Raw genomic sequence first — 19,907 nt, forward strand, 5'->3', positions numbered from 1 at the left:
GGATGAGGGTGGGGCGGCCGGGCTGCCGGGTCGTCCCCGGGCCCCCGGTGGTCCGCGTGCCGTTGCTGGGTCCTTGTAGCTGGACTGGGAGTATGTCGATGACGAGTATCCGCCGCGCCCCTGCTTTGGCCGTCCTGGCGGCGCTGGCGATCGGCGGATGCCAAGCCCCGGGCCCGGCAGGGGGGCCTGCGCTGACGGCCGATGCCGCGAACGGTGCCGCAGCCAGCAGGGCGCGCGGGCCGATCCTGGTCGCCGACCGCTCACCGTTCGGCAGCTATCTGGCCGGGCTCTATGCCGGGGCGCAGAACGATCCCGAATCGGCGTCGGATTTCTTCGCCAGCGTGCTGGACGCCGATCCCGACAACCTGGCGCTGGTCCGTCGCGCCTTCCTGCTGAAACTGTCGGATGGGCAGGTCGACCGCGCCGTTCCCTATGCCCAGCGCCTGGTCGAGGCCAAGACCGACGAACCCGCGGCGGTCCTGACGGTGGCCGTCGACCTGGTCGCGCGGGAGGAATGGGCCAAGGTCGGCGCGCTGCTGGACGCCAATTCCAAGGACGGCACGCTGGCCCTGTTCGGCCCGGTGCTGCGGGCCTGGGCACTGGCGGGGGAGGGCAAGCACGACGCCGCCCTGCAGGCGCTGGATGCCCTGACCGAGAAATCGGCCTTCGAGCCGTTCCGCGTCTTCCAGCGCGGCCTGATCCTGGACCAGGCCGGCCGCTCGGCCGAGGCGCTGGCCGAATACAAGGTCCTGGTCGATTCGCCGGCCGGGCACTGGGTCCGCGCGGTCGAGGCCTATGGCGGCGCGCTGGAGCGGGCCAACCGGCGGGACGAGGCTTTGGCCGTCTATGACGCCTTCCTCAAGGATTCGCCCACCAACCCGCTGATCCTGGCCGCCAAGGCCCGGGTCGAGGCCAAGGGCAAGCCGCCGCGGCCGCTGGCCACCAGTCCGCGCGATGGCGTGGGCGAGGCGCTCTACGCCGCGGGCAGCGTGCTGAGCCAGGATGGGACCCAGGACCTGGCCGAGCGGTCGTTGCGCCTGGCCCGCTTTGCCAAGCCCGATCTGGCGATCGCAACCTCTCTCCTGGCGGACCTGATGGAGGACACGGGACGCATGGACGATGCGCTGGACCTGTTCCGCGAATTGTCCAGGGACCCGATCCTGGGCTGGAACGCGCGCCTGCGCGCGGCCCTGGTCCTGACGCGGCAGAAGCGCCAGGACGAGGCGGTGACCGACCTTCGGGCGATGATCGCGGAACGGCCGCAGGACCTGGAGGCGGCCGTGGCCCTGGCCGACACGCTGCGCGAGGCGGAGAAGTTCGCCGACGCCGCGATCCAGTACGACACCGCCATCCGCCTGGCGGGCACGCCGCAGAACCGGCATTGGGTCCTTTTCTATGCCCGTGGCGTCTCGCGCGAGCGGACCAAGCAATGGGACGCGGCCGAGGCTGATTTCCGCAAGGCGCTGGAACTCTCGCCTGACCAGCCGCTGGTGCTCAACTACCTGGGCTATTCCTGGGTCGAACAGGGGCGCAACCTGCCGGAAGCGCAGGCCATGATCGAGCGGGCGGTGGCGCTGCGCCCGAATGACGGCTACATCGTCGACAGCCTGGGCTGGGTCCTGTTCAAGCAGGGGAAGTACGAGGATGCGGTCGAGCGGCTGGAGCGGGCGGTCACGCTGGAGCCGCAGGACCCGGTCATCAACGACCACCTCGGCGATGCCCTGTGGCAGGTCGGCCGCCGGATGGAGGCCCGGTTCCAATGGAACCACGCGCTGAACCTGTCGCCGGAGCCGGAGCAGGAAAGCGACCTGAAGCGCAAGCTGGATCGCGGCCTGATGGACCAGACGGCGAGCAATCCTTGAGCGATCGCATGGTCCCGGCCAGGCCGGATGCCGGCCGGCCGGATGCGGCGGCACGGACCGTGGTCCGGTGCCTTGCGCCGGCCAAGCTCAACCTCTACCTGCACGTGACCGGCCGGCGACCGGACGGCTATCACCTGCTGGACGGTCTCGTCGCGTTTGCTGCGACAGGGGACCGGCTGGCCGTGACCGCGGCACCTGAACTGCGCGTGGCGGTCGAAGGGACCTTTGCCGCGGGGCTGGACGGTGCCGACAACCTGGTGGCGCGGGCGGCGCGGGGCTTGGCGCGTCTGCTGGACCGCGCTCCGGCGGTTGCCATCGACCTGGAGAAGAACCTGCCCGTGGCCTCCGGCATTGGTGGCGGGTCCGCCGATGCGGCGGCGACGCTTCGGGCGCTGTGCGACCTGTGGCAGGCGTCCCCGGCCGAGGAAGACCTGGCCGCCCTGGCCCTTTCCCTTGGTGCCGATGTGCCTGCGTGCCTGCATGGGCGCAGCGCCACAATGCAGGGCGTGGGCGAGGTCCTGAAGCCGGCGCCCGCGTTGCCGCCGGTGGCGCTGGTCCTGGTCAATCCCGGCGTGCCGCTGGCGACGCCGTCCGTGTTCAAGGCGTTTGACGGGCGCTTCTCTGCCGCCGATCCGATCACGGTGGCACCGCGCGACGTGGGCGACCTGGCCGCCGCCCTGGCGACCCGGCGGAATGACCTGGAGCGTCCGGCCATTGCCCTGGTGCCGGCGATCGCCGATGTGCTGGCCGCCCTGCGCCAGGCTGGTGCGGTGCTGGCTCGGATGAGCGGCAGCGGTGCCACCTGCTTTGGCCTGTTTGCCGACCGTGCGGCCGCCCAGGCTGCAGCGTCACGCCTGGCCGCCGCGGAACCGGCCTGGTGGGTCGTTCCCAGCCACCTGGCCGGCGCACCGGATGGGGAGGCCGCGGCCCCCTGATGCTGCGCGTCTTTGCCCTGGGCCTGGCCCTGCTGGCTGCGGGTTGCCAGACGGCGCCGCCGCCCGCCCAGCCCGTGCTGTCCGATATCGAGCTGACCTGGCAGGAGGCGATGGTCGCGCTGCCGCCCGCCGATGGCGAGGCCGTCGTGCCGATCAAGATGGCGGCGCTGGAGGCGCAGGGTCCGCTGCGCCGCGGCCCGTTCCCCACGGTCGTCTATCTGCATGGCTGCACCGGCCTGGGCGATACGACGATCCTGAAGGTTCTGGCGGCGGCGGGTTATGCCGTGATAGCGCCCGACAGCATGGCGCGGCGCTATCGGCCGCTGCAATGCGACCCCACCACCCGGACCGGCGGCTACAACCTGTTCGTCTACGATTTCCGGCAGGAGGAAATCGCCTTCGCCGTGCACCAGATGCCGCAATTCGACTGGATCGACATGCGCCAGCTTTACCTGGTTGGCGCCAGTGAAGGCGGCGTGGCGGCGGCGCTGTATCGTGGCGACGCCTTCCGCGCGCGGGTCATCGCGCAATGGACGTGCCACGGCTCGCCCCTGGTTGCCGGACTGGATGCGCCGCCCTGGGTGCCGGTGCTGGCCATCGTGCGCTCGTCCGACCCCTGGTATTCGGAAAGCCAGACCCGGGCCCAGAACGGCGATTGCGGCGCCTTCATGAACCAGTCGAACGGCTCGCGCTCGCTGATCCTGCAGGGTGGTGCGGGCCACGACGTGCTGGGTGATCCCCAGGCGCAAGGGGCGATCGTGCACTTCCTGAACCAGAACCGGCTGAACCAGCCGCAGCCGATGGCGGGCCTGGGGTCCTGATCCTCAGCCTGCGGGCTTGAGCACGCGGATCAGGGAGGGCTCCCCCCGATTGGGATGCTGGAGGCTCTGCCAGGCAAAGCCGCTGGCGGTATCCAGCCAGAACCGGTTGCGGAACGACCAGGGCAGGGCGCGGGCGGAGCAGTCCTCGACCAGGACCTGTGTTGCGAAACTGGCCCCGGCAATCTCCACCTGCTCCCGCTCGTCCCAGTGCCAGGTGCAGTCCAGGACGACGGTGCGGTAGCCCTGCGCCGTGTCCAGGTCGACATGGCGGGCCGTTTGCAGGCCGTCGGGAACGGGGGGCAAACCGGCACGGCCGGTCGCCGCCACGGGATCCTGCCCCAGCGCCATCGTGGCTCGCAGTTCGTCCGGGACGCCCGCCACCTGGACCAGGCGGGCCCCCCGCAGCACCAGCTTCACCAGGTCCGACGAGGTCCAGACCGTATCGCCATTGGCCTGGACGGTTTCCAGGGTCATCACGGTCGGCCGGTTGCCCGCCACGTCGACCGCGATCTGCGCGAAGGGCGAGGCGGCAATTTGGTCTCGGGACGGAAGAGCAGCCGCGTCGGACAGGCCGGTCGCCTGGGCCAGGCGGTCGCCCAGGCGGTCATAGCGCTCCAGTGTCTGGCAGCCGCCCGGCGCAAGACCCAGCGTCAGAGCCAGGACAAGGATCAGGCCGCATCGGCCGATGGCGGAAGGGGGCAGGGCGGACAGCGGTTGCGGCATCGGCTGGCGACCATGGCGCGGCCTGTGGCCCATGTGCAAGCAACAACACTGTCCTGTCCCCGCTGCCCGCAACGAAGTCTTGACGATTGGCCGCTATGACATGAATTCTCTGCGGCACGCGAACGGTGTCATGCGCACCGCTTGCAGGAGGAACCGGAATGCGCTGGGCAGGATTGGCACGACGACGACCCTGAGCGGCCACGCGATTGGCGCGTGCGATCCCTTGACCGGTGCTTCGTTTCCGTCTTGAAAGTCCTCTGCCCCATGCTGACCATCGGCCTCGAACAGCCGCACGACGCGGCTGCGATCGAGCAACTCCTCGACGCGTCCTTTGGCCCCTCCCGCAACGTCAAGACCGTCTATCGCCTGCGCGATGGCGTCGATCCGTTGCCCGAATTGAGTTTCGTCGCGCATCTGGACGGTGCCTTTTGCGGCACGCTGCGCTTCTGGCCCATCTGGGTTGGCGAGACGCCGGCCCTGCTGCTGGGGCCGATCGCCGTCGATGGCACCCTGCGCAGCGTTGGCATCGGCCAGAAGCTGATGGCCCACGGCCTGGAGGAGGCGCGGCGCCTGGGGCACAAGGTGGTGATCCTGGTCGGCGACCTCGACTACTACCAGCGCATGGGCTTCTCCCGCGAGGGGGCCGAGAACCTGGTCATGCCGGGTTGGGTCGACCGGCAGCGGCTGCTGGTGCGCGGTCTGGTTCCGGGCGCGCTGGACGGCTTGTCGGGCCGCATCCTGAACGCACGGGGCGAGTGGGTCGAGGATGAGGCCCGCGCCGTCGCCTGACTGGACCAGGCGGCCCGGCCTGCGGGCCGCCTGAACGAGCGCCCGAAGGTACGGGCGCGTGGCCTGCGGGAACCCGGGGGCCGCCACGGTCTTTGAAACGGCGCGGAGCACGCATGCCCCGCCCTGTTTTGGAGTAGACCGATGAGCAAGTCGTCCCTTATGGCGGGCGCCGCGCTGGCCGCAATGGTCCTGGCCGGTCCCGCCTTCGCCGCCAGCGTCGAGGCCGATGGCCATGTCAGCAGCCAGGCCGCCGAGCAGGCCCGGATGAATGCGACCATGGACATGGCGGCAACGGCGGGCGCCAGCCAGCAGGCCCCGGCGCCCGTGGGCCTGAACGCCACCGACCAGATGCTCTATGAGAAGGGCCTGGCCGCGACCGACAATCCGGACCAGACCCCGGATGCCCAGCGCGAGACCAACGCGCTGAACCTGCTCAACAACGAAGGCTATGGCGCGCCGCGCGACCTGCGCGCGGAAGGCAATGTCTTCGTCGCCACGGCCGATCGCGACGGCGGGACGCATGTCGTGGTGATCGATCCCGAAGCGGGCACGGTCACGCAGCAATAGCTGGACGGCCCCGGGGCCAGGGTCGCGGGCGCCGCCTTGCCGCGGCGCCCGCCCCGGCGCCTTGAAAGGCCCCTCAAGAGCGTTCAGCGCGGCGCGCGCACGGCCTATCCTGGCTGTGCGTGATTCGCTCTGCCCTGGATGGACCCGGATGCCTGACCCGTCACCTGAGGCCGATCCGACGGCCACAGCCTTTGCCGAGGCGATCAACAGGGCCAGGGCGCGACAGCTGGACATCGCCGTCCTGCTGGAAACGGCAGAGACGCTGAAGCGGGCGGGACGCCCCGATCGCGTCGTCGAACTCTACAAGACCTGGATCGCCTTCAACGGCGAGCACCCGACGCTGTTCGCGGTCTATTTCAACTATGCCGTATCGCTGTCGGAGCTGCCGGATGCCGCCGGCGCGATCAATGCCCTGCGCGCCACGATCGCGCTGAAGCCCGATTTCTATCCCCCACAGATCAACCTGGGCAGCCTGCTGGACCAGGTGGGGCAGGCCGACCGGGCGGTGGCGACCTGGCTCGCCTTGGCGGAGGGGCTGCCCTCGGTGACCGGCGATGCCGTCACCTACAAGGCGTTGGCGCTGAAGCAGGCGGGCCGGGTGCTGGAGGTCAACAACAGCGACGCGGCGGCGGAGGATGCCCTCGCGCGGGCGCTGGACCTGAACCAGGACCAGCCCGACGTCGTCCAGCATTGGATCGCGCTGCGCCAGCGGCAATGCAAGTGGCCGGTGATCCAGGAATGGGGGCACGTCAAGCGTCGCACCCTGATCGGGGGCATATCGCCCCTGTCGGCGGCGTGCCACACCGACGATCCCATGTTCCAGCTGGCCAATGGTGCCGCCTATAATCGCGGCCAAGTGGGACTTCCAACCCGCCCGCCGGAGCTGGGGACGCCGGTGACTCCCGCGACGCGCAAGCCGGGCCGCATCCGCATCGGCTATGTCTCGTCCGACCTGCGCGAGCATGCCGTGGGCTTCTCCATGACCGAGGTCGTGGAACTGCACGATCGCGCCGCGTTCGAGGTGTTCGCCTACTACTGCGGTGTGCCGGCCCAGGATTCGACGCACAAGCGGATCAAGGCCAATGTCGACCACTGGACCGACCTGACCGGCATCAGCGACGAGCAGGCGGCAGTGCAGATGCGGGCCGACGGCATCGACATCCTGGTGGACCTGAACGGTTACACCAAGGACGCGCGGACCAAGGTTTTCGCCTGCAAGCCGGCGCCGATCAACGTCAACTGGTTCGGCTATCCCAGTTCGATGGGCAGCCCCTATCACCACTACCTTGTCGCCGATGCCGAGGTGATTCCGCCGGGATCCGAGATCTACTACAGCGAGAAGGTGCTGCGGCTGCCCTGCTATCAGCCGAACGACCGGCGCCGCGTGGTCTCGCCCCGCGTGCCGGCGCGGGCGGAGGCCGGCCTGCCGCAGGACGCCTTCGTCTATTGCTGCCTGAACGGCATGCAGAAGATCACCCCCATCGTGTTCCAGCGCTGGATGACGATCCTGCGCTATGTGCCGGGCAGCGTTCTGTGGCTGCTGACCGGCACGGCGGACGCCAACGAGCGCCTGCGCCAGGCCGCCGCGGCCGCCGGCATCGCACCGGAGCGCATCGTCTTCGCCGAGAAGAAGCCGAACCCTGAGCACCTGGCGCGCTATGTCCTGGCCGATCTGTTCCTGGACACGGCGCCCTATGGCGCGCACACGACCGCGTCCGACAGCCTGTGGATGGGCGTGCCGATCCTGACCCTGCCTGGACGCAGCTTCCCGTCCCGCGTCTGCGCCGATCTGGTACGGGCGGCGGGCTTGCCGGAACTGGTCGCGACGTCGGCCGACGATTATGCGCGCAAGGCGATCGGCTTTGGCCAGGAACGGGAGACGTTACAGCCGCTGCGCGACGCGCTGGCCGCGAACCGCGATACCTGCCTGCTGTTCGACACGCCGCGCCTCGTCGCGGCGCTCGAGGACCTCTATCGGGAGATGTTCGCCGATTTCGAGGCGGGGCGCGTGCCGCAGCCGAACCTGGCCAACCTCGACGTCTATCGCGACGTGGCTCTCGACTTCGATCTGCCGGGCAGCGAGTTGCTGGACGATGTTGCGTTCCTGGCCCAGTACCGCGAGCGGCTGGCCGAGCACGACCTGACCTTCCCCCTGGTTCCGGACGGTCGCCTCTGGCCGTGAGCTCAAGGCGCGCTAAGGCTCCCGGATCGCCTCGCGGAAGCCACGGGTGACGGGGTAGAGGAAGTAGGAGATGACCGAGCGGCTGCCGACCTTGATCTCGGCCGTCAGGGTCATGCCGGGGATCAGGCGCGTGCCCGGCGGCAGGTCGCGCAGCGTGGTGTCGTCGATCGCGATCCGGCTGCGATGGAAATTGCCCGGTGCTGCGGTTTGCGCGGGGCTCAGCGATTCCTCGCCGATCGTGCTGACGCGGCCGTGCAGCAGGCCGTGGCGCTGGAAGGGGAAGGCGTCGACCTTGATCTCCACTGTGTCGCCGGTGCGCGCGTAGCCGACGTCGCCGGATGCGAGCATGACGTCCGCCATCAGGCCGGCGCTGCCCGGCACCATGGTCACCAGCGGCTCCCCCTCCTTGAGGACGGAGCCGGCGGAGCGTTGGGCGACCTCCAGCACGACGCCGTCCTCAGGCGCCGTCAGCACGACCAGGTCGTGGATGCGCGCGGCCTTGGCCAGGTTCTCCCCGACGGCCGAGGCGCTGGCCCGGGCCGCGACCAGGGCCTCCAGCACCTGCCGGCGCCAGTCGTCGATGAACCCCTGGCGCTCCGCCTGCTTGGCGGCGATGGCGTGCTCGATCTCGCTCAGGCGGTTGGTCGCCTTCTGCATGTCGCGCTCGGTCGCCATGCGGGCGACCTGTGCATCCAGATAGTTGATCTTGGAGCCGACCTCGCGCTGGTAGAGGCCGGCGCGCATCGTCTCGACCTCCTTGGCGATGGCCAGCTGCCGGGTGAGCGAGGTGCGATCGCCTTCCGTCGTGCGGCTGTCGGCCTTGAGCTGGGCGATTTCCTGGTCAAAGGCCGCCAGGCGCTGGGCATATTGCGAGCGCCGCCGTTCGAACAGGTCACGCTGCAGCAGCGCGTCCGGCGCATTGCTGGTCAGGGTGAAGTCGCGTTCTGCCGCCTCCGCCTCCAGCCGCGCGATCTGCGCCAGCAGCGCCTCCTGCTGCGTTGTCAGGGTGGCGCGGTCGGCCTCGCTGAACGTGGGGTCCAGGGTCGCCAGGACGTCGCCCCGGCGGACCGCGTCACCCGGCTTCACGTTCAGGTCGCGGACGATCGACAGCTGGATCGGCTGGATGACGATGGTGGGCCGGTCGGTCGCCAGGCGGCCCTGCGCGGACACGATCATGTCGACCTGCAGGACCGACGCGGCCGCGATCAGGGCCACAAGGAGCGCGACCACGACATAATGCAGGCGGCGCAGCACGACCGGCGGACGTTCCGCGAGGATATCCTCCAGATCGGGCGGCTGGTCGTCCTCCCACGCGCGGTCCTCCGGGCTGCGCTGGCGGGCAAAGGGCCACAGGCGGGCGAGCGTCGCCATCTCAACCCACCGCCCGGGTCTGCTGCTGCCACAGGCGCTGGTAGACGCCGCAGCGCTCCAGCAGGTCCTTGTGGGGTGCGAAGTCCAGCACCTTGCCCTGTTCCAGCACCAGGATCGCGTCGGAATCGACCAGCGAGGTCAGCCGGTGTGAGACGATGACCAGTGTCCGGCCATGCGCGATCTCGGCCAGGTGGTCCTGGATGATCCCCTCGCTCTCCGGGTCGAGGGCGCTTGTCGCCTCGTCGAAGATCAGCAGGCGCGGGCGCACCAGCAGGGCGCGGGCGATGGCGATCCGCTGGCGCTGCCCGCCCGAGAAGTTGGCGCCGTTCTCCTCGACGAAGGTCTCATAGGACTGGGGCAGGCGGTCGATGAACTCGTCGGCGCCTGCCATGCGCGCCGCCTCCACGATCTCCGCCAGGGTGGCTTCGGGGCGGGCGGCGGCGATGTTCTCGCGCAGCGTGCCGCGGAACAGGAAGTTCTCCTGGAGCACGACGCCGATCGACTTGCGCAGGTGGGTCAGGTCGATGTGGCGAAGGTCGACGCCGTCCAGCCGGACCATCCCCTCCTGGGCCGTCTGGATGCCTTGGATCAGGCGCGTGAGCGTCGTCTTGCCCGAGCCGGAGCGGCCCACGATGCCGATCACCTGCCCAGGCTGGATGTCGAAGGTCAGGCGGTCCAGCGCCGGCGTCGCCGCGTTGGGATAGCGGAAGGTGACACCCTCGAAGCTCATGCGCCCCGTGATGGGGGGCATCATGCCGGCCTGGGCCGGGTCGCGTTCGGCGGGATGCTGCATGATGATGCCAAGCATGCGCACGGCCAGCGCCGTCTCCTGGTACTCGTTGATCAGGCCGACCATCTGGACCAGCGGCCCGGTCACGCGCGTCGCGACCATGTTGAAGGCGATCAGCGCCCCGATCGACAGCGTGCCATCGAACACCTGGATGGCACCGACGCTGAGCACCGTGATCTGCATGCCCTTGTCCAGCAGCGTCGTGACCACGTTGGCGATGGCCGCGATACGGCCGACGCGCGCCCGTTCGCGCACCCCGGTCGCCACCTTGTCATCCCAGGCCGCGGCACGCGACGGCTCCAGCGCCAGCGACTTCACCGTGCGCATGCCGTGGATCGTCTCGACCAGATGGCCCTGGCGCGCGCCTTCGGCGGCATAGAGCCCCTCGAGTCGTCGTCGGAAGGTCGGCACCATGAAGCCGATCACGGCGGCAATGGCGGAGGAGAACAGCAGGACGAGCAGGGTCAGGCTGGGGCTGTAGAGCACCAGCATCAGCAGCATCAGCGGCAGGGCCGTCGCGTCCAGGAACGTCTGGAACAGACGCCCCGTCAGGAAGTGGCGGATCGTCTCCGTCTGCTGCAGGTGCCGGGTCAGGACGCCCGCTGTCGTCGCCTCGAAGAAGTGCAGCGGCAGGCTCAGCAGCTTCTGGAAGATGCGCGAGGCCAACCTGGCGTCGACCTTGCTCGTCACCAGCAGCATCAGGTACTGCCGCGTGTAGCTGAACAGGCTGTCGAACACCGTCAGCATCGCAAAGATCAGCACGACCGCCGTCAGTGTCTGGTAGCTGCGATGGGTGATGACCTTGTCGATCAGGATCTGGAACAGCAGCGGCGTCGCGAACAGGATGATGTTCGACATGGTCGCGGCGATCGCGACGTCCCGCAGCATGCCCTTGTGGCGCAGGATCTCCGGCACGAACCAGCGCAGGCCGAACGTGCCCTCAACCTCCGTGGCGCGGCTGGCGCGCTTGCACAGGACCAGCGTGCCGGTCCACTCGGCCACGAACTGCGCCATGGGAATGGCCTGCAGGCCGTGCTGTTCGGCCCGCGGGTCGAGCAGCGTCGCGACCGCGCCGTCCGGCCCGTCGCCGGTGTTCATGACGACGACCCACGAGCCATCGCGCCGTTCTGCCAGCAGCGGGTAGGCCGAGCTGAGCCCGGTCAGGTCGGCCCATTTCCGCTTGGCCAGGACACGTCCACGCAGGCCGACCTTGGCCAGGACCTTGACGATGGAACCCGCAGTGTCCTTCTCCGCCACCTCGACCAGGTGCTCGGGCTTCAGCTGCACGCCGCGGTGCATGGCCACGACGAACAGGCTGCGCACCGCCGTGTGCAGCGGGGTCAAGGTGAAGATCGGCTGGTCGGTCATGGGGGCGGCGCCCGGCGCTGCCGGCTGGGTTTGCGTCAGGCCGCGCTGGCGGCAACCGCCTGGGCGTGCAGGCCAGCGAGGTAATCCTGGCCAAGCCGGCTTCCGGTCCGGGTGTCGTACTCGCCCAGCAGGGCCAGGACCAGGTCCAGGGACTGGTAGCAGTCGTGCAGGATCGCGGCCGCCTTCAGAAGCTGTGTGTCCGAGAACAGGTCAGGCCTGGTGAAATCGCGCACGAAGATGGCATCCGCCCAGACCGTCTGGCTGAGCCCGGCATAGATGTCGTTGTTCACGACCAGGGGTGCGATCACCCGGCTGACCAGCGGATAGAAGCGATGGAAGGCAAAGCCCTGCGCACGCAGGAACAGGTCCACGTCCGAGAACAGCGGCTGGTCGATATAGAGCGGCAGGAACTCGACTTCGGTATGGATGACCAGGGCGGTCTTCAGCCGATCCGTCGCGTTGCGGAACGCCATCAGTTCACCACCCTGGATATCGATCTTGATCAGGTCGACGCCGGCCGTCTCGGGGATGTCGTCCAGGCGCCTGGTATCGACCTCCATCGTCGAGAGGACCTTGCCCCAGTCGGGGAAGCCATGGAATCGGTTGAGAACCGCGGGATTGGGCGTCAGAAGGGACGTCATGCCCGGCGCCTGGCAGATGTGCAGCGTATGCCGTCCGCCATCGCCGATCGCATGGGGCAGGTAGGTCTCGAACGGTCCCTTCTTCTGCTTCAGCACGGCCAGCGCGTCGGGATTGGGTTCGAAGCCGACAACCTCGGCGTCGCCCGCCATCAGCATCCCGGCATAGGGCGGCGTGCCATCGATCGGGTTGGCGCCGATGTCGACCGCCTTCACCCGGACCCGCTTGCCGGTCAGGTCACGGAACGTGGGCGTGCTGGGGGCCTGAGCGGTCATTGCAACATCCTGGGGTGGCCTCGCCGGGTGAGACCGCTGCATGCAGCATCGCGTGGACAGGGTTGAGGTATGGTTAACAGGGGCGCTGCGTCGTTCACGTTCAGCTGCGGATCCGCTAGAAGCAGGGCCACGAACAGCAGCAGGGCAGGCGCCATGGATCTTCGCTTTTCCGCATCCGACGAGGCCTTCGCGGCCGAGGTGCGGCACTTCCTGGACACCCACCTGACGCCTGATCTCCGCGCTGCCGGCCGGGCCAATGCCGGGATCTATTGCGAACGGCCGGTTGCCCAGAAATGGCTGTCGATCCTCAACGACCGGGGTTGGGCCGTGCCCTCCTGGCCGGTCGAGCATGGCGGCACCGGCTGGAGTGTTGCCCAGCATTACCTGTTCGCGCGCGAACTCGTCATGGCCGATGCGCCGCCGGTCACGCCGAACGCCACGCGCATGGTCGGCCCCGTGGTCATGGCCTTTGGCACCGACGAGCAGAAGCGCCAGATCCTGCCGCGCATCCGCTCGGGCGAGGACTGGTGGGCGCAAGGCTATTCGGAGCCGGGCTCCGGCTCGGACCTCGCCTCCCTCCAGTGCCGGGCGGTGCGTGACGGCGACCACTACGTGATCAATGGCACCAAGATCTGGACCAGCCATGCCCAGTTCTCGAACAAGATCTTTTGCCTGGTCCGGACAAGGTTCGAGGGCAAGGCCCAGGCCGGGATCAGCTTCCTGCTGTTCGACATGGATCTGCCCGGCATCAGCATCCGCCCGATCATCACGCTGGCCGGCGACCACGAGGTGAACCAGGTCTTTTTCGACGACGTGCGCGTCCCGGTCAGTGGCCTGCTGGGGCGGGAGAACGAGGGCTGGACCGTCGCCAAGTACCTGCTGACGCACGAGCGTTCGGGCCAGTACGCGCCCCGCCTGCGCAAGGAGCTGCGCCTGATCCGCGACCTGGCGGCCCGGCCCGGCGCGGTCCAGGCGGATGCCGACTTTCAGGCCCGGCTGGCCGCGCTGGAGGTCGAGGTCGAGGCGTTGGAGGCGCTGGAGTTCCGCTTCATGGCGAGCCTGTCGCAGGGCGAGGAGCCGGGCGCGCGGAGCTCGATGATGAAGGTGCGCGGGACCGAGCTGGTCCAGGCCGCGACTGAGCTGGCGGTGGAGGTGCTGGGCCCCGATGCCGTGCCTGACTATGCGCTGGCCCGCCTGACCGGGGGCGGGAACGCCGTACTGGGCACGCCGGACGTGGCGCGGCCAGTTCCGCGCTTCCTCAACGACCGGGCGGCAACGATCTATGCCGGCTCGAACGAGATCCAGCGCAACATCCTGTCGGGCGCTGTGCTGGGGCTCTGAGGCGGATCAGCTCTTGATCTCTGCGCGGGCCTCGACCACCAGGGCGCCCGCGCCGTGCAGCGTATTGCTGACGGTGCAGACCTTCTCCGCCTCGGCCAGGAGCAGGTCGGCCGCCTCCTGCTCGACATCTGCGTCCAGGGTCACGACGACGTCCATCCGGGCCACGCGTGAGGGCAGATCCTCCGCCTTGTGCGCGGTGACCGTCACGTCCACGCCGCGGATGTAGGGGGCCAGGTGCCCGCGGTCGATCACGTAGCGCAGGCTGAGCGCCATGCAGCCCGCCAGGGCGCTGGCCAGGAGTTCGACCGGGCTTGGGCCGTCCCCATGGCCCTTGCCCAGCGGCACGGACGTTTCGCCGGCAACCAGGCTCGGCAGGGCGGTGCCCATGTCGATCCGACTGACCGCCACGGATGGCTTGTGCTTCACGCGCACCATGACCTGATCCTTCCTGCCTGACCGTTGATCCGTGCGGCCAGTCTGCCGCGCGACAGACGCTTGCGCCAGCGAGTGACATATGTCAGTAATTTCTGACATATGACTGATCTCAATGAACGACAACCTCTGCCCTCTGGCGACCGGCTGCTGCTGGTGCTGGCAGCGCTGGCCAGCCCGCATCGCCTGCGCATCCTCGCGGCGCTGACGGTTCAGGGCAGTACCTATGTCAGCGCCCTGGCACGCCAACTGGGGATCGGCCGCCCCCTCCTGCACCTCCATCTTCAGAAGTTGGAGGAGGCGGGCCTGGTGCGCAGCCGCCTTGAGCTCTCCGCCGAGGGCAAGGCGTTGAAGTTCTTCGAGATCGCGGAATTCGCCCTGTCGCTGACGCCGGCCAGCCTGGCCGCGGCGGCCGCGACGTTGAGCCAGCCTGGGCCGGATGCGCCGGACCGTTGAGGATGAATGCTGCCATGGCCCACACCCAATCCTTCCTGCTGCTGTCGATCCTGGTCCTGGTGACCGTGATCGCGATCTATGGCCTGCGCACATTTGCGGGGTTGCGCCAGGCGCGCCTGCACCTGCTGGGGGAGGCGGCCTATCGCGATCTGGCGGAGCGGGCGACCGGCGGCCAGGCCGCGGCCATTGCCGGCCTGGCCAATGTCCATGCCGAACTGGCCGAGGTGAAGAGCCAGCTCAACCGGATCGAGCGCATCCTGCAGTCGGTCGAATGACCATGGTCGGCGCAACGGACGAGGAACGCCGTGCGCTGCGGCTGCTGCGCCGGCTGTCGGCGGTGGAAGGGGTGACCCTACTGCTGCTGCTGGGCGTGGCAGTACCGCTGAAGCATCTGGCCGGACTGCCCCAGGCGACGGCGATCCTGGGCCCGCTGCACGGCCTGGCATTCCTGGCATTCTGCTGGGCCCTGGTCCAGGCGGCCGTGGGCGGCGCCTGGCCAAGGGGGGAAGTGGCACGCCTTGCCCTGGGCGCCATGCTGCCGTTCGGCGGCTTCGTCAACGAGCGTCGCCTGTATCGGCGGGAACGGACCCTGTCTGCCGGCGGACGGATGAGATGATCGACTATGCGTGGCTGAAGGCCGTTCATGTCGCGGCCGCCCTGATCTGGACGGCCGGTATGCTGATCAGCGCGCGGACGCTGGCGATCCTGGCCGCCGTGCCTGTGCCCCGGCCCGAGGCCGTCCAGGCGTTGATCGCGCCGGTGCGGCGCTGGGACAGGGTCGTCACCTCCCCGGCCATGCTGGTGCTTTGGGCGCTGGGCCTGTGGCTGGCCTATGACGGCGGCTGGTCCGGCGATCCCTGGCTCCACGTGAAGTTCGCGATCGCCTTCGTGCTGTCGGGGGTCCATGGCGCGCTTTCGGGCCAGCTCCGTCGACTGGCTGCGGATCCGGCCCGGCCGGTGCCGGGCTTCTACCGGATCCTGCCCGGGCTGGTCGTCGCTGGCGTGAGTGCGATTGCCCTGCTGGTCGTGGCCAAGCCGTTCTGAGATGCTCCGGCCCCGAACGAGAACACAGGAGGGCGCCCATGAACCATGACCCGATACAGAAGCAGGTCGCCGTCATCACGCTTGGCGTGGCCGACCTGGACCGCGCCCGCGGCTTCTATTCCAAGGGTTTCGGTTGGGAGCCTTCCTTCATCAACGACCAGATCGCCTTCTACCAGATGAATGGCTTCGTCCTGGGCCTGTTCCTGACGCCGTCGCTGGAAGCCGACATGAACCGGCCGGCCGTGGCTCGGCGGGGCGCCTATGCCCTGGCCCACAATGTCCGCAGGCGGGAGGAGGTGGCCCCCCTGCTGGACCGGCTGGTCCGTGCCGGGGGCGGGCTGCTGCGCGCGGCGGACGAACCGGCCCATGGCGGCTATCGCGGCTATGTCGCCGATCCCGACGACCATGCGTGGGAGATTGCCTGGAACCCGGACTGGCCGATCGATGCCGATGGCCATGTCCGCTTCGCAGCACCCGGGGCCGCGTGATGTCGCGCCTGCCCCAAGCCATTGCACGGCGGCTCAGCCTGCCGCTGATCGCGGCCCCCATGTTGCGTGTGTCCGGCCCCGACCTGGTCATTGCCGCCTGCAGGGCGGGGGCGGTCGGGGCGTTCCCCACCGCCAATGCCCGCACGGTTGAGGAACTGGATGCCTGGCTGACGACCATGGAGCAGGGTCTTGAGGGGGGCACGGCGGCGCCGCTGTGCCCGAACCTGATCATCCGCCAGCCGCGCATGAAGGACGACCTCGCCTGCCTGGTCCGCCACAGGGTCGAGCTGGTCATCACCAGCGTCGGCTCGCCGGCCGAGGTTGTTGGCCCGCTGCACGACGTCGGCTGCCTTGTCCTGGCCGATGTCGCCACGCTGGAGCATGCGGAAAAGGCGGCGCGGGCGGGGGCCGATGGGCTGGTCCTGCTGACCGCGGGGGCGGGCGGGCAGACCGGCTGGCTGAACCCGTTCGCCTTCGTGCGCGCCGTGCGGCGCTGGTTCGACGGGCCGCTGGTCCTGGCGGGTGGGGTCAGCGATGGCCACGCCCTGTGGGCGGCGGAAGTCCTGGGCTGCGACCTGGGCTACATGGGCACACGCTTCATCGCGACGCCGGAAAGCATGGCCAGCGATGGCTACCGCGCCATGCTGGTCGACTCCACCATGGACGATGTGCTGCTGACGCGCGCCTTCACCGGCCTGCGTACCAGCATGCTGAAGCCGTCGATCGCCGCCGCCGGCCTGGACCCCGACCGGCTGGACGAGCATGTGACGCCCCAGACCGCGCGCGAGATGTTCGGTGGCGGGCAGGGCGCCGATGGCCCGCGCCGCTGGACCGACATCTGGAGCGCCGGTCATTCGGTCAGCGGCGTCGAGCGGGTGGAGCGCGTCGCCGACCTGGTGGCCCGCGTCCTCGCGGAGTACGAGGCGGCAAGGACGGCTTGAGGCGGAGCCCAACCGCCACGACAGTGCGACAGAACACGGGCGGGCAACGCCCGCACCCCAGAGGGAGGATGCATGACGAACCTGGTCCAGACGGGTGCCACGACGGGCACCCAGACGATGCGCGCGCTGCGTCGCCATCCCGACCGTGTCGCCTTTGCCTGGGACGGCGGGCAGCTGACCTATGCGGCCACGCTCGACCTGATCGGCCGGATGCAGCGGGCCTTCCACGCGGCCGGCCTGCGCCGCGGGCAGCGGGTGGGCGTGCTGTCCGGCAATCGGGCCGATTCGTGGTGTGCGGGCGTGGCGGCCCAGGCCCTGGGCCTCAGCACCACGGCGCTGCATTCGCTGTCCTCCCTGGATGATCAGGCCTATCAGCTTGAGGACGCGGAGGTGGACGCCCTGGTGGTCGATCCCGGCGCCTATGCCGCGCGCGGGGCGGAGCTGGCCGCCCGGGTCGGCCGCCTGTCCCATGTCTTCACCCTGGGCCCTGCCGACTTCGGCCACGACCTGGTCGCGGCGGCGCTGGACGGCGGCAGTGCCACGCCCCAGGACCTGGCCCGGGCCGACGACATCGCGATCCTGAACTATACCGGCGGCACGACAGGCCGGTCCAAGGGCGCCTGGCGGCGGCACCGCTCGCTGACCGGATCCACCTCGGCGATCCTGGCCGATTTCGAGATTGCGGAGCGGGGCCGCTACCTGGCCGTGGCCCCGATCAGCCATGTTGCGGGCAGCAAGGTCCTGCCCACGCTGATCCGCGGCGGCACCGTGCACCTGTTGCAGGGGTTCAACCCCGGCCAGGTCCTGCGCACGATCCAGGAGCAGCGCATCACCATGGCGCTGCTGGTGCCGACGATGATCTATGCCCTGCTGGACGATCCGGCGCTGTCGTCCAGCGACCTGTCCTCGCTTGAATTGCTGCTCTATGGCGCCTCGCCCATGTCGCCCACGCGGCTGCTGGAGGGACTGGAGCGGATCGGGCCCGTGTTCTCCCAGCTCTATGGCCAGACCGAGTGCTATCCGCTCAGCGTCCTGCGGCGCCAGGATCACGACGCCAGCAATCCGGGCCTGTTCGCGTCCTGCGGCCATCCGGTGACAAGCTGCGACGTGCGCCTGCTGGACGAGGCAGGAAACGAGGTGCCGACCGGCACGGCGGGAGAGATCTGTGCGCGCGGCCCCTATGTCATGGACGGCTACTGGAAACTGCCGGAGCAGACGGCGGAGACGCTGGCCTTTGACTGGCTGCACACGGGCGACATGGCGGTGGCGGACGAACGCGGCTACCTGTTCATCGTCGACCGCAAGAAGGACATGATCGTCACCGGCGGCTTCAACGTCTTCCCCCGCGGGGTCGAGGATGTGCTGACCTCTCACCCCGCGGTCGCGACCGCCGCCGTGATCGGCGTGCCGGATGCCAAGTGGGGGGAGGCGGTCATGGCCCTGGTCACGCTGCGCCCTGGGGCGAGCGTCGCGGCAGAGGAGCTGTCCGCCCTGGTCAAGGACCGGCTGGGTTCTGTCCAGGCGCCTAAGCGGGTGGAGTTCGTCGACGCGCTGCCGACCACCGGCGTCGGCAAGGTGGATAAGAAGGTGCTGCGCGCCCGGTACTGGGAAGGCCAGGCGCGCATGGTGGGCTGAACGCTGTTCCCCGCGGGCCCGGAGCGTGGCAGGCTGACCCCCATGGGAGGATCACAGGACAGCGTGCTGGCCCGGGCACGGGCGCTGCACGGGGCCATCGCCGCGCGCGCGGACGAGGCGGAACGCGGCCGGCGCATGCCGGCCGACCTGGCGCGGACGATTGCCGAGGCGGGCCTGTTCCGCACCTGCGTGCCGCGCAGCATCGGCGGGCTGGAATCAACCCCGGCCGAGATCCTGGGCGTGATCGAGGCGGTGGCGGAAGCCGACGCCTCGGCCGGCTGGTGCGTCATGATCGCGTCCACCACCGGCTTGCTGTCCGGCTACCTGCCGATGCCACTGGCACAGGCGATGTTCGGCGATCCGCTTGCCATCACCGGCGGGGTCGTGGCGCCGATGGGCAAGGCGGTGGCGGAGGGCGATGCCTATCGCGTCTCCGGCCGCTGGAAGTGGGTCAGCGGGGGCCAGAATGCGACCTGGCTCGGCGGCGGCTGCCTGATCGAGGAGGACGGCCGCCTGCGCACCTTCGCCAACGGCGCGCCGGACCATCGGATGATGCTGTTCCCGGCGGCCGAAGCGAACCTCATCGATACCTGGCATACCGCCGGCCTGTGCGGGACGGGCAGCCTGGACATGGCGGTGAAGGACCTGCGCGTGCCGCGCGACCGCACCGTCTCCATCATGACCGACCGCCCGGTTGCCAGTGGCGCGCTCTATGCCTTTCCCCTGTTCGGGCTGTTGGCTTTGGGGATCGCGGCGGTCGCCAGCGGCAATGCCCGCGCAGCACTCGATGCCTTCCGCGATCTGGCGACGGCCAAGCGACCCGATGGCGGCAAGCGCACGCTGGCCGAACGGGGCACGATCCAGGCTCTGTTCGCGCACGCCACGGCAAAGCTATCGGCGGCGCGCGCCTACCTGTTCCAGTCGGTCGAGGCCGCCTGGGCCGAGGCGCAGGCCGGCGGCGCCATCGGCCTGGACGGCCGCGCGGCCCTGCGCCTGTCCGCCACGCACATGGCCCGCACCGCGGCCGAGGTCGTGCGCGAGGTCCAGGACGCGGCCGGTGGCTCCGCCGTCTTCCTGGACCAGGCCCTGCAGCGCCGCCTGCGCGATGCCCAGACCATGACGGCGCATGTCATGGTGGCGCCGGGGACGTATGAGCTGGCGGCCCGCCCGTTGCTGGGCCTGCCGACGGACGCGTCGATGCTCTAGTGGCGGGAATGATCCTTCGAGACGCCCCTGCGGGGCTCCTCA

At 69.5% G+C, this 19,907-nt stretch carries 20 protein-coding genes; 15 read left to right on the forward strand and 5 right to left on the reverse strand.

Annotated features, from left to right (window positions below; translation table 11 throughout):
- Positions 1-98: 98 nt before the first annotated feature.
- The 3 genes from ACI6GS_RS14145 to ACI6GS_RS14155 are packed head-to-tail and all read left to right on the forward strand — an operon-like array spanning position 99 to position 3,618.
- Entirely contained in the window at positions 99-1,862 is a 1,764-nt protein-coding gene (locus ACI6GS_RS14145) for a tetratricopeptide repeat protein (RefSeq protein WP_439814095.1), read from the forward strand.
- Entirely contained in the window at positions 1,859-2,797 is a 939-nt protein-coding gene (locus ACI6GS_RS14150) for a 4-(cytidine 5'-diphospho)-2-C-methyl-D-erythritol kinase (protein ID WP_439814096.1), read from the forward strand. The genes ACI6GS_RS14145 and ACI6GS_RS14150 overlap by 4 nt, the downstream gene beginning before the upstream one ends.
- Positions 2,797-3,618: a dienelactone hydrolase family protein gene (locus tag ACI6GS_RS14155; RefSeq protein WP_439814097.1), complete on the forward strand. Its 822-nt coding sequence runs from the start codon at positions 2,797-2,799 to the stop codon at positions 3,616-3,618. Before ACI6GS_RS14150 ends, ACI6GS_RS14155 begins: the two co-directional genes overlap by 1 nt.
- A 3-nt stretch (positions 3,619-3,621) precedes the next feature.
- Here ACI6GS_RS14155 and ACI6GS_RS14160 read toward each other — a convergent pair whose 3' ends face one another.
- Positions 3,622-4,341, reverse strand: coding sequence for a YjbF family lipoprotein (locus ACI6GS_RS14160; RefSeq protein ID WP_439814098.1), 720 nt, complete (start codon positions 4,339-4,341; stop codon positions 3,622-3,624).
- Positions 4,342-4,605: 264 nt separating this feature from the next.
- On the opposite strand from ACI6GS_RS14160, the gene ACI6GS_RS14165 reads away from it, so the two are divergent.
- The 3 genes from ACI6GS_RS14165 to ACI6GS_RS14175 all read left to right on the forward strand — a co-directional run bounded on the left by ACI6GS_RS14165 (position 4,606) and on the right by ACI6GS_RS14175 (position 7,879).
- Positions 4,606-5,130 (forward strand): GNAT family N-acetyltransferase, encoded by a 525-nt coding sequence (locus ACI6GS_RS14165; protein ID WP_439814099.1) that lies wholly within the window; start codon positions 4,606-4,608, stop codon positions 5,128-5,130.
- A gap of 141 nt (positions 5,131-5,271) precedes the next feature.
- The gene (locus ACI6GS_RS14170; RefSeq protein ID WP_439814100.1) at positions 5,272-5,697 is read left to right on the forward strand and encodes a hypothetical protein; all 426 of its coding nucleotides are present in this window, start codon (positions 5,272-5,274) and stop codon (positions 5,695-5,697) included.
- A gap of 148 nt (positions 5,698-5,845) precedes the next feature.
- Positions 5,846-7,879, forward strand: coding sequence for an O-linked N-acetylglucosamine transferase family protein (locus ACI6GS_RS14175; protein ID WP_439814101.1), 2,034 nt, complete (start codon positions 5,846-5,848; stop codon positions 7,877-7,879).
- 12 nt (positions 7,880-7,891) lie between these two features.
- On the opposite strand, the gene ACI6GS_RS14180 is transcribed toward ACI6GS_RS14175, so the two are convergent.
- Genes ACI6GS_RS14180 through ACI6GS_RS14190 form a run of 3 tightly spaced genes read right to left on the reverse strand, consistent with a single transcriptional unit; the run spans position 7,892 to position 12,322 of the window.
- Positions 7,892-9,250, reverse strand: a complete 1,359-nt coding sequence (locus tag ACI6GS_RS14180; RefSeq protein WP_439814102.1) for an HlyD family type I secretion periplasmic adaptor subunit — start codon at positions 9,248-9,250, stop codon at positions 7,892-7,894.
- A 1-nt stretch (position 9,251) separates the two neighbouring features.
- The gene (locus ACI6GS_RS14185) at positions 9,252-11,408 is read right to left on the reverse strand and encodes a peptidase domain-containing ABC transporter (protein WP_439814103.1); all 2,157 of its coding nucleotides are present in this window, start codon (positions 11,406-11,408) and stop codon (positions 9,252-9,254) included.
- A 35-nt stretch (positions 11,409-11,443) separates the two neighbouring features.
- Positions 11,444-12,322, reverse strand: a complete 879-nt coding sequence (locus ACI6GS_RS14190) for an FkbM family methyltransferase (RefSeq protein ID WP_439814104.1) — start codon at positions 12,320-12,322, stop codon at positions 11,444-11,446.
- A 153-nt stretch (positions 12,323-12,475) separates the two neighbouring features.
- On the opposite strand from ACI6GS_RS14190, the gene ACI6GS_RS14195 reads away from it, so the two are divergent.
- Entirely contained in the window at positions 12,476-13,663 is a 1,188-nt protein-coding gene (locus tag ACI6GS_RS14195; protein ID WP_439814105.1) for an acyl-CoA dehydrogenase family protein, read from the forward strand.
- Between the two features lie 6 nt (positions 13,664-13,669).
- On the opposite strand, the gene ACI6GS_RS14200 is transcribed toward ACI6GS_RS14195, so the two are convergent.
- Entirely contained in the window at positions 13,670-14,098 is a 429-nt protein-coding gene (locus ACI6GS_RS14200) for an OsmC family protein (RefSeq protein WP_439814106.1), read from the reverse strand.
- A gap of 99 nt (positions 14,099-14,197) precedes the next feature.
- Here ACI6GS_RS14200 and ACI6GS_RS14205 point away from each other — a divergent pair, with 99 nt between their 5' ends.
- The 8 genes from ACI6GS_RS14205 (at position 14,198) to ACI6GS_RS14240 (ending at position 19,865) form a co-directional block, all read left to right on the forward strand.
- A complete protein-coding gene (locus tag ACI6GS_RS14205) occupies positions 14,198-14,551 on the forward strand; it encodes an ArsR/SmtB family transcription factor (protein ID WP_439814107.1) in 354 nt (117 codons plus the stop codon).
- Between the two features lie 14 nt (positions 14,552-14,565).
- Positions 14,566-14,826, forward strand: coding sequence for a hypothetical protein (locus ACI6GS_RS14210; protein ID WP_439814108.1), 261 nt, complete (start codon positions 14,566-14,568; stop codon positions 14,824-14,826).
- Positions 14,823-15,167, forward strand: a complete 345-nt coding sequence (locus ACI6GS_RS14215) for a DUF3817 domain-containing protein (RefSeq protein WP_439814109.1) — start codon at positions 14,823-14,825, stop codon at positions 15,165-15,167. The genes ACI6GS_RS14210 and ACI6GS_RS14215 overlap by 4 nt, the downstream gene beginning before the upstream one ends.
- A complete protein-coding gene (locus ACI6GS_RS14220) occupies positions 15,164-15,595 on the forward strand; it encodes a CopD family protein (RefSeq protein ID WP_439814110.1) in 432 nt (143 codons plus the stop codon). The genes ACI6GS_RS14215 and ACI6GS_RS14220 overlap by 4 nt, the downstream gene beginning before the upstream one ends.
- Before the next feature lie 38 nt (positions 15,596-15,633).
- The gene (locus tag ACI6GS_RS14225) at positions 15,634-16,083 is read left to right on the forward strand and encodes a VOC family protein (RefSeq protein WP_439814111.1); all 450 of its coding nucleotides are present in this window, start codon (positions 15,634-15,636) and stop codon (positions 16,081-16,083) included.
- Entirely contained in the window at positions 16,083-17,024 is a 942-nt protein-coding gene (locus tag ACI6GS_RS14230; protein ID WP_439814112.1) for an NAD(P)H-dependent flavin oxidoreductase, read from the forward strand. Before ACI6GS_RS14225 ends, ACI6GS_RS14230 begins: the two co-directional genes overlap by 1 nt.
- A 72-nt stretch (positions 17,025-17,096) precedes the next feature.
- Positions 17,097-18,659: an AMP-binding protein gene (locus tag ACI6GS_RS14235; protein WP_439814113.1), complete on the forward strand. Its 1,563-nt coding sequence runs from the start codon at positions 17,097-17,099 to the stop codon at positions 18,657-18,659.
- 42 nt (positions 18,660-18,701) lie between these two features.
- Complete coding sequence (locus ACI6GS_RS14240) at positions 18,702-19,865, forward strand: acyl-CoA dehydrogenase family protein (protein WP_439814114.1); 1,164 nt, start codon at positions 18,702-18,704, stop codon at positions 19,863-19,865.
- Positions 19,866-19,907 lie beyond the last annotated feature (42 nt).

This window comes from Zavarzinia sp. CC-PAN008 (assembly GCF_051903925.1).
In the GTDB taxonomy this organism is placed as follows: Bacteria; Pseudomonadota; Alphaproteobacteria; order Zavarziniales; family Zavarziniaceae.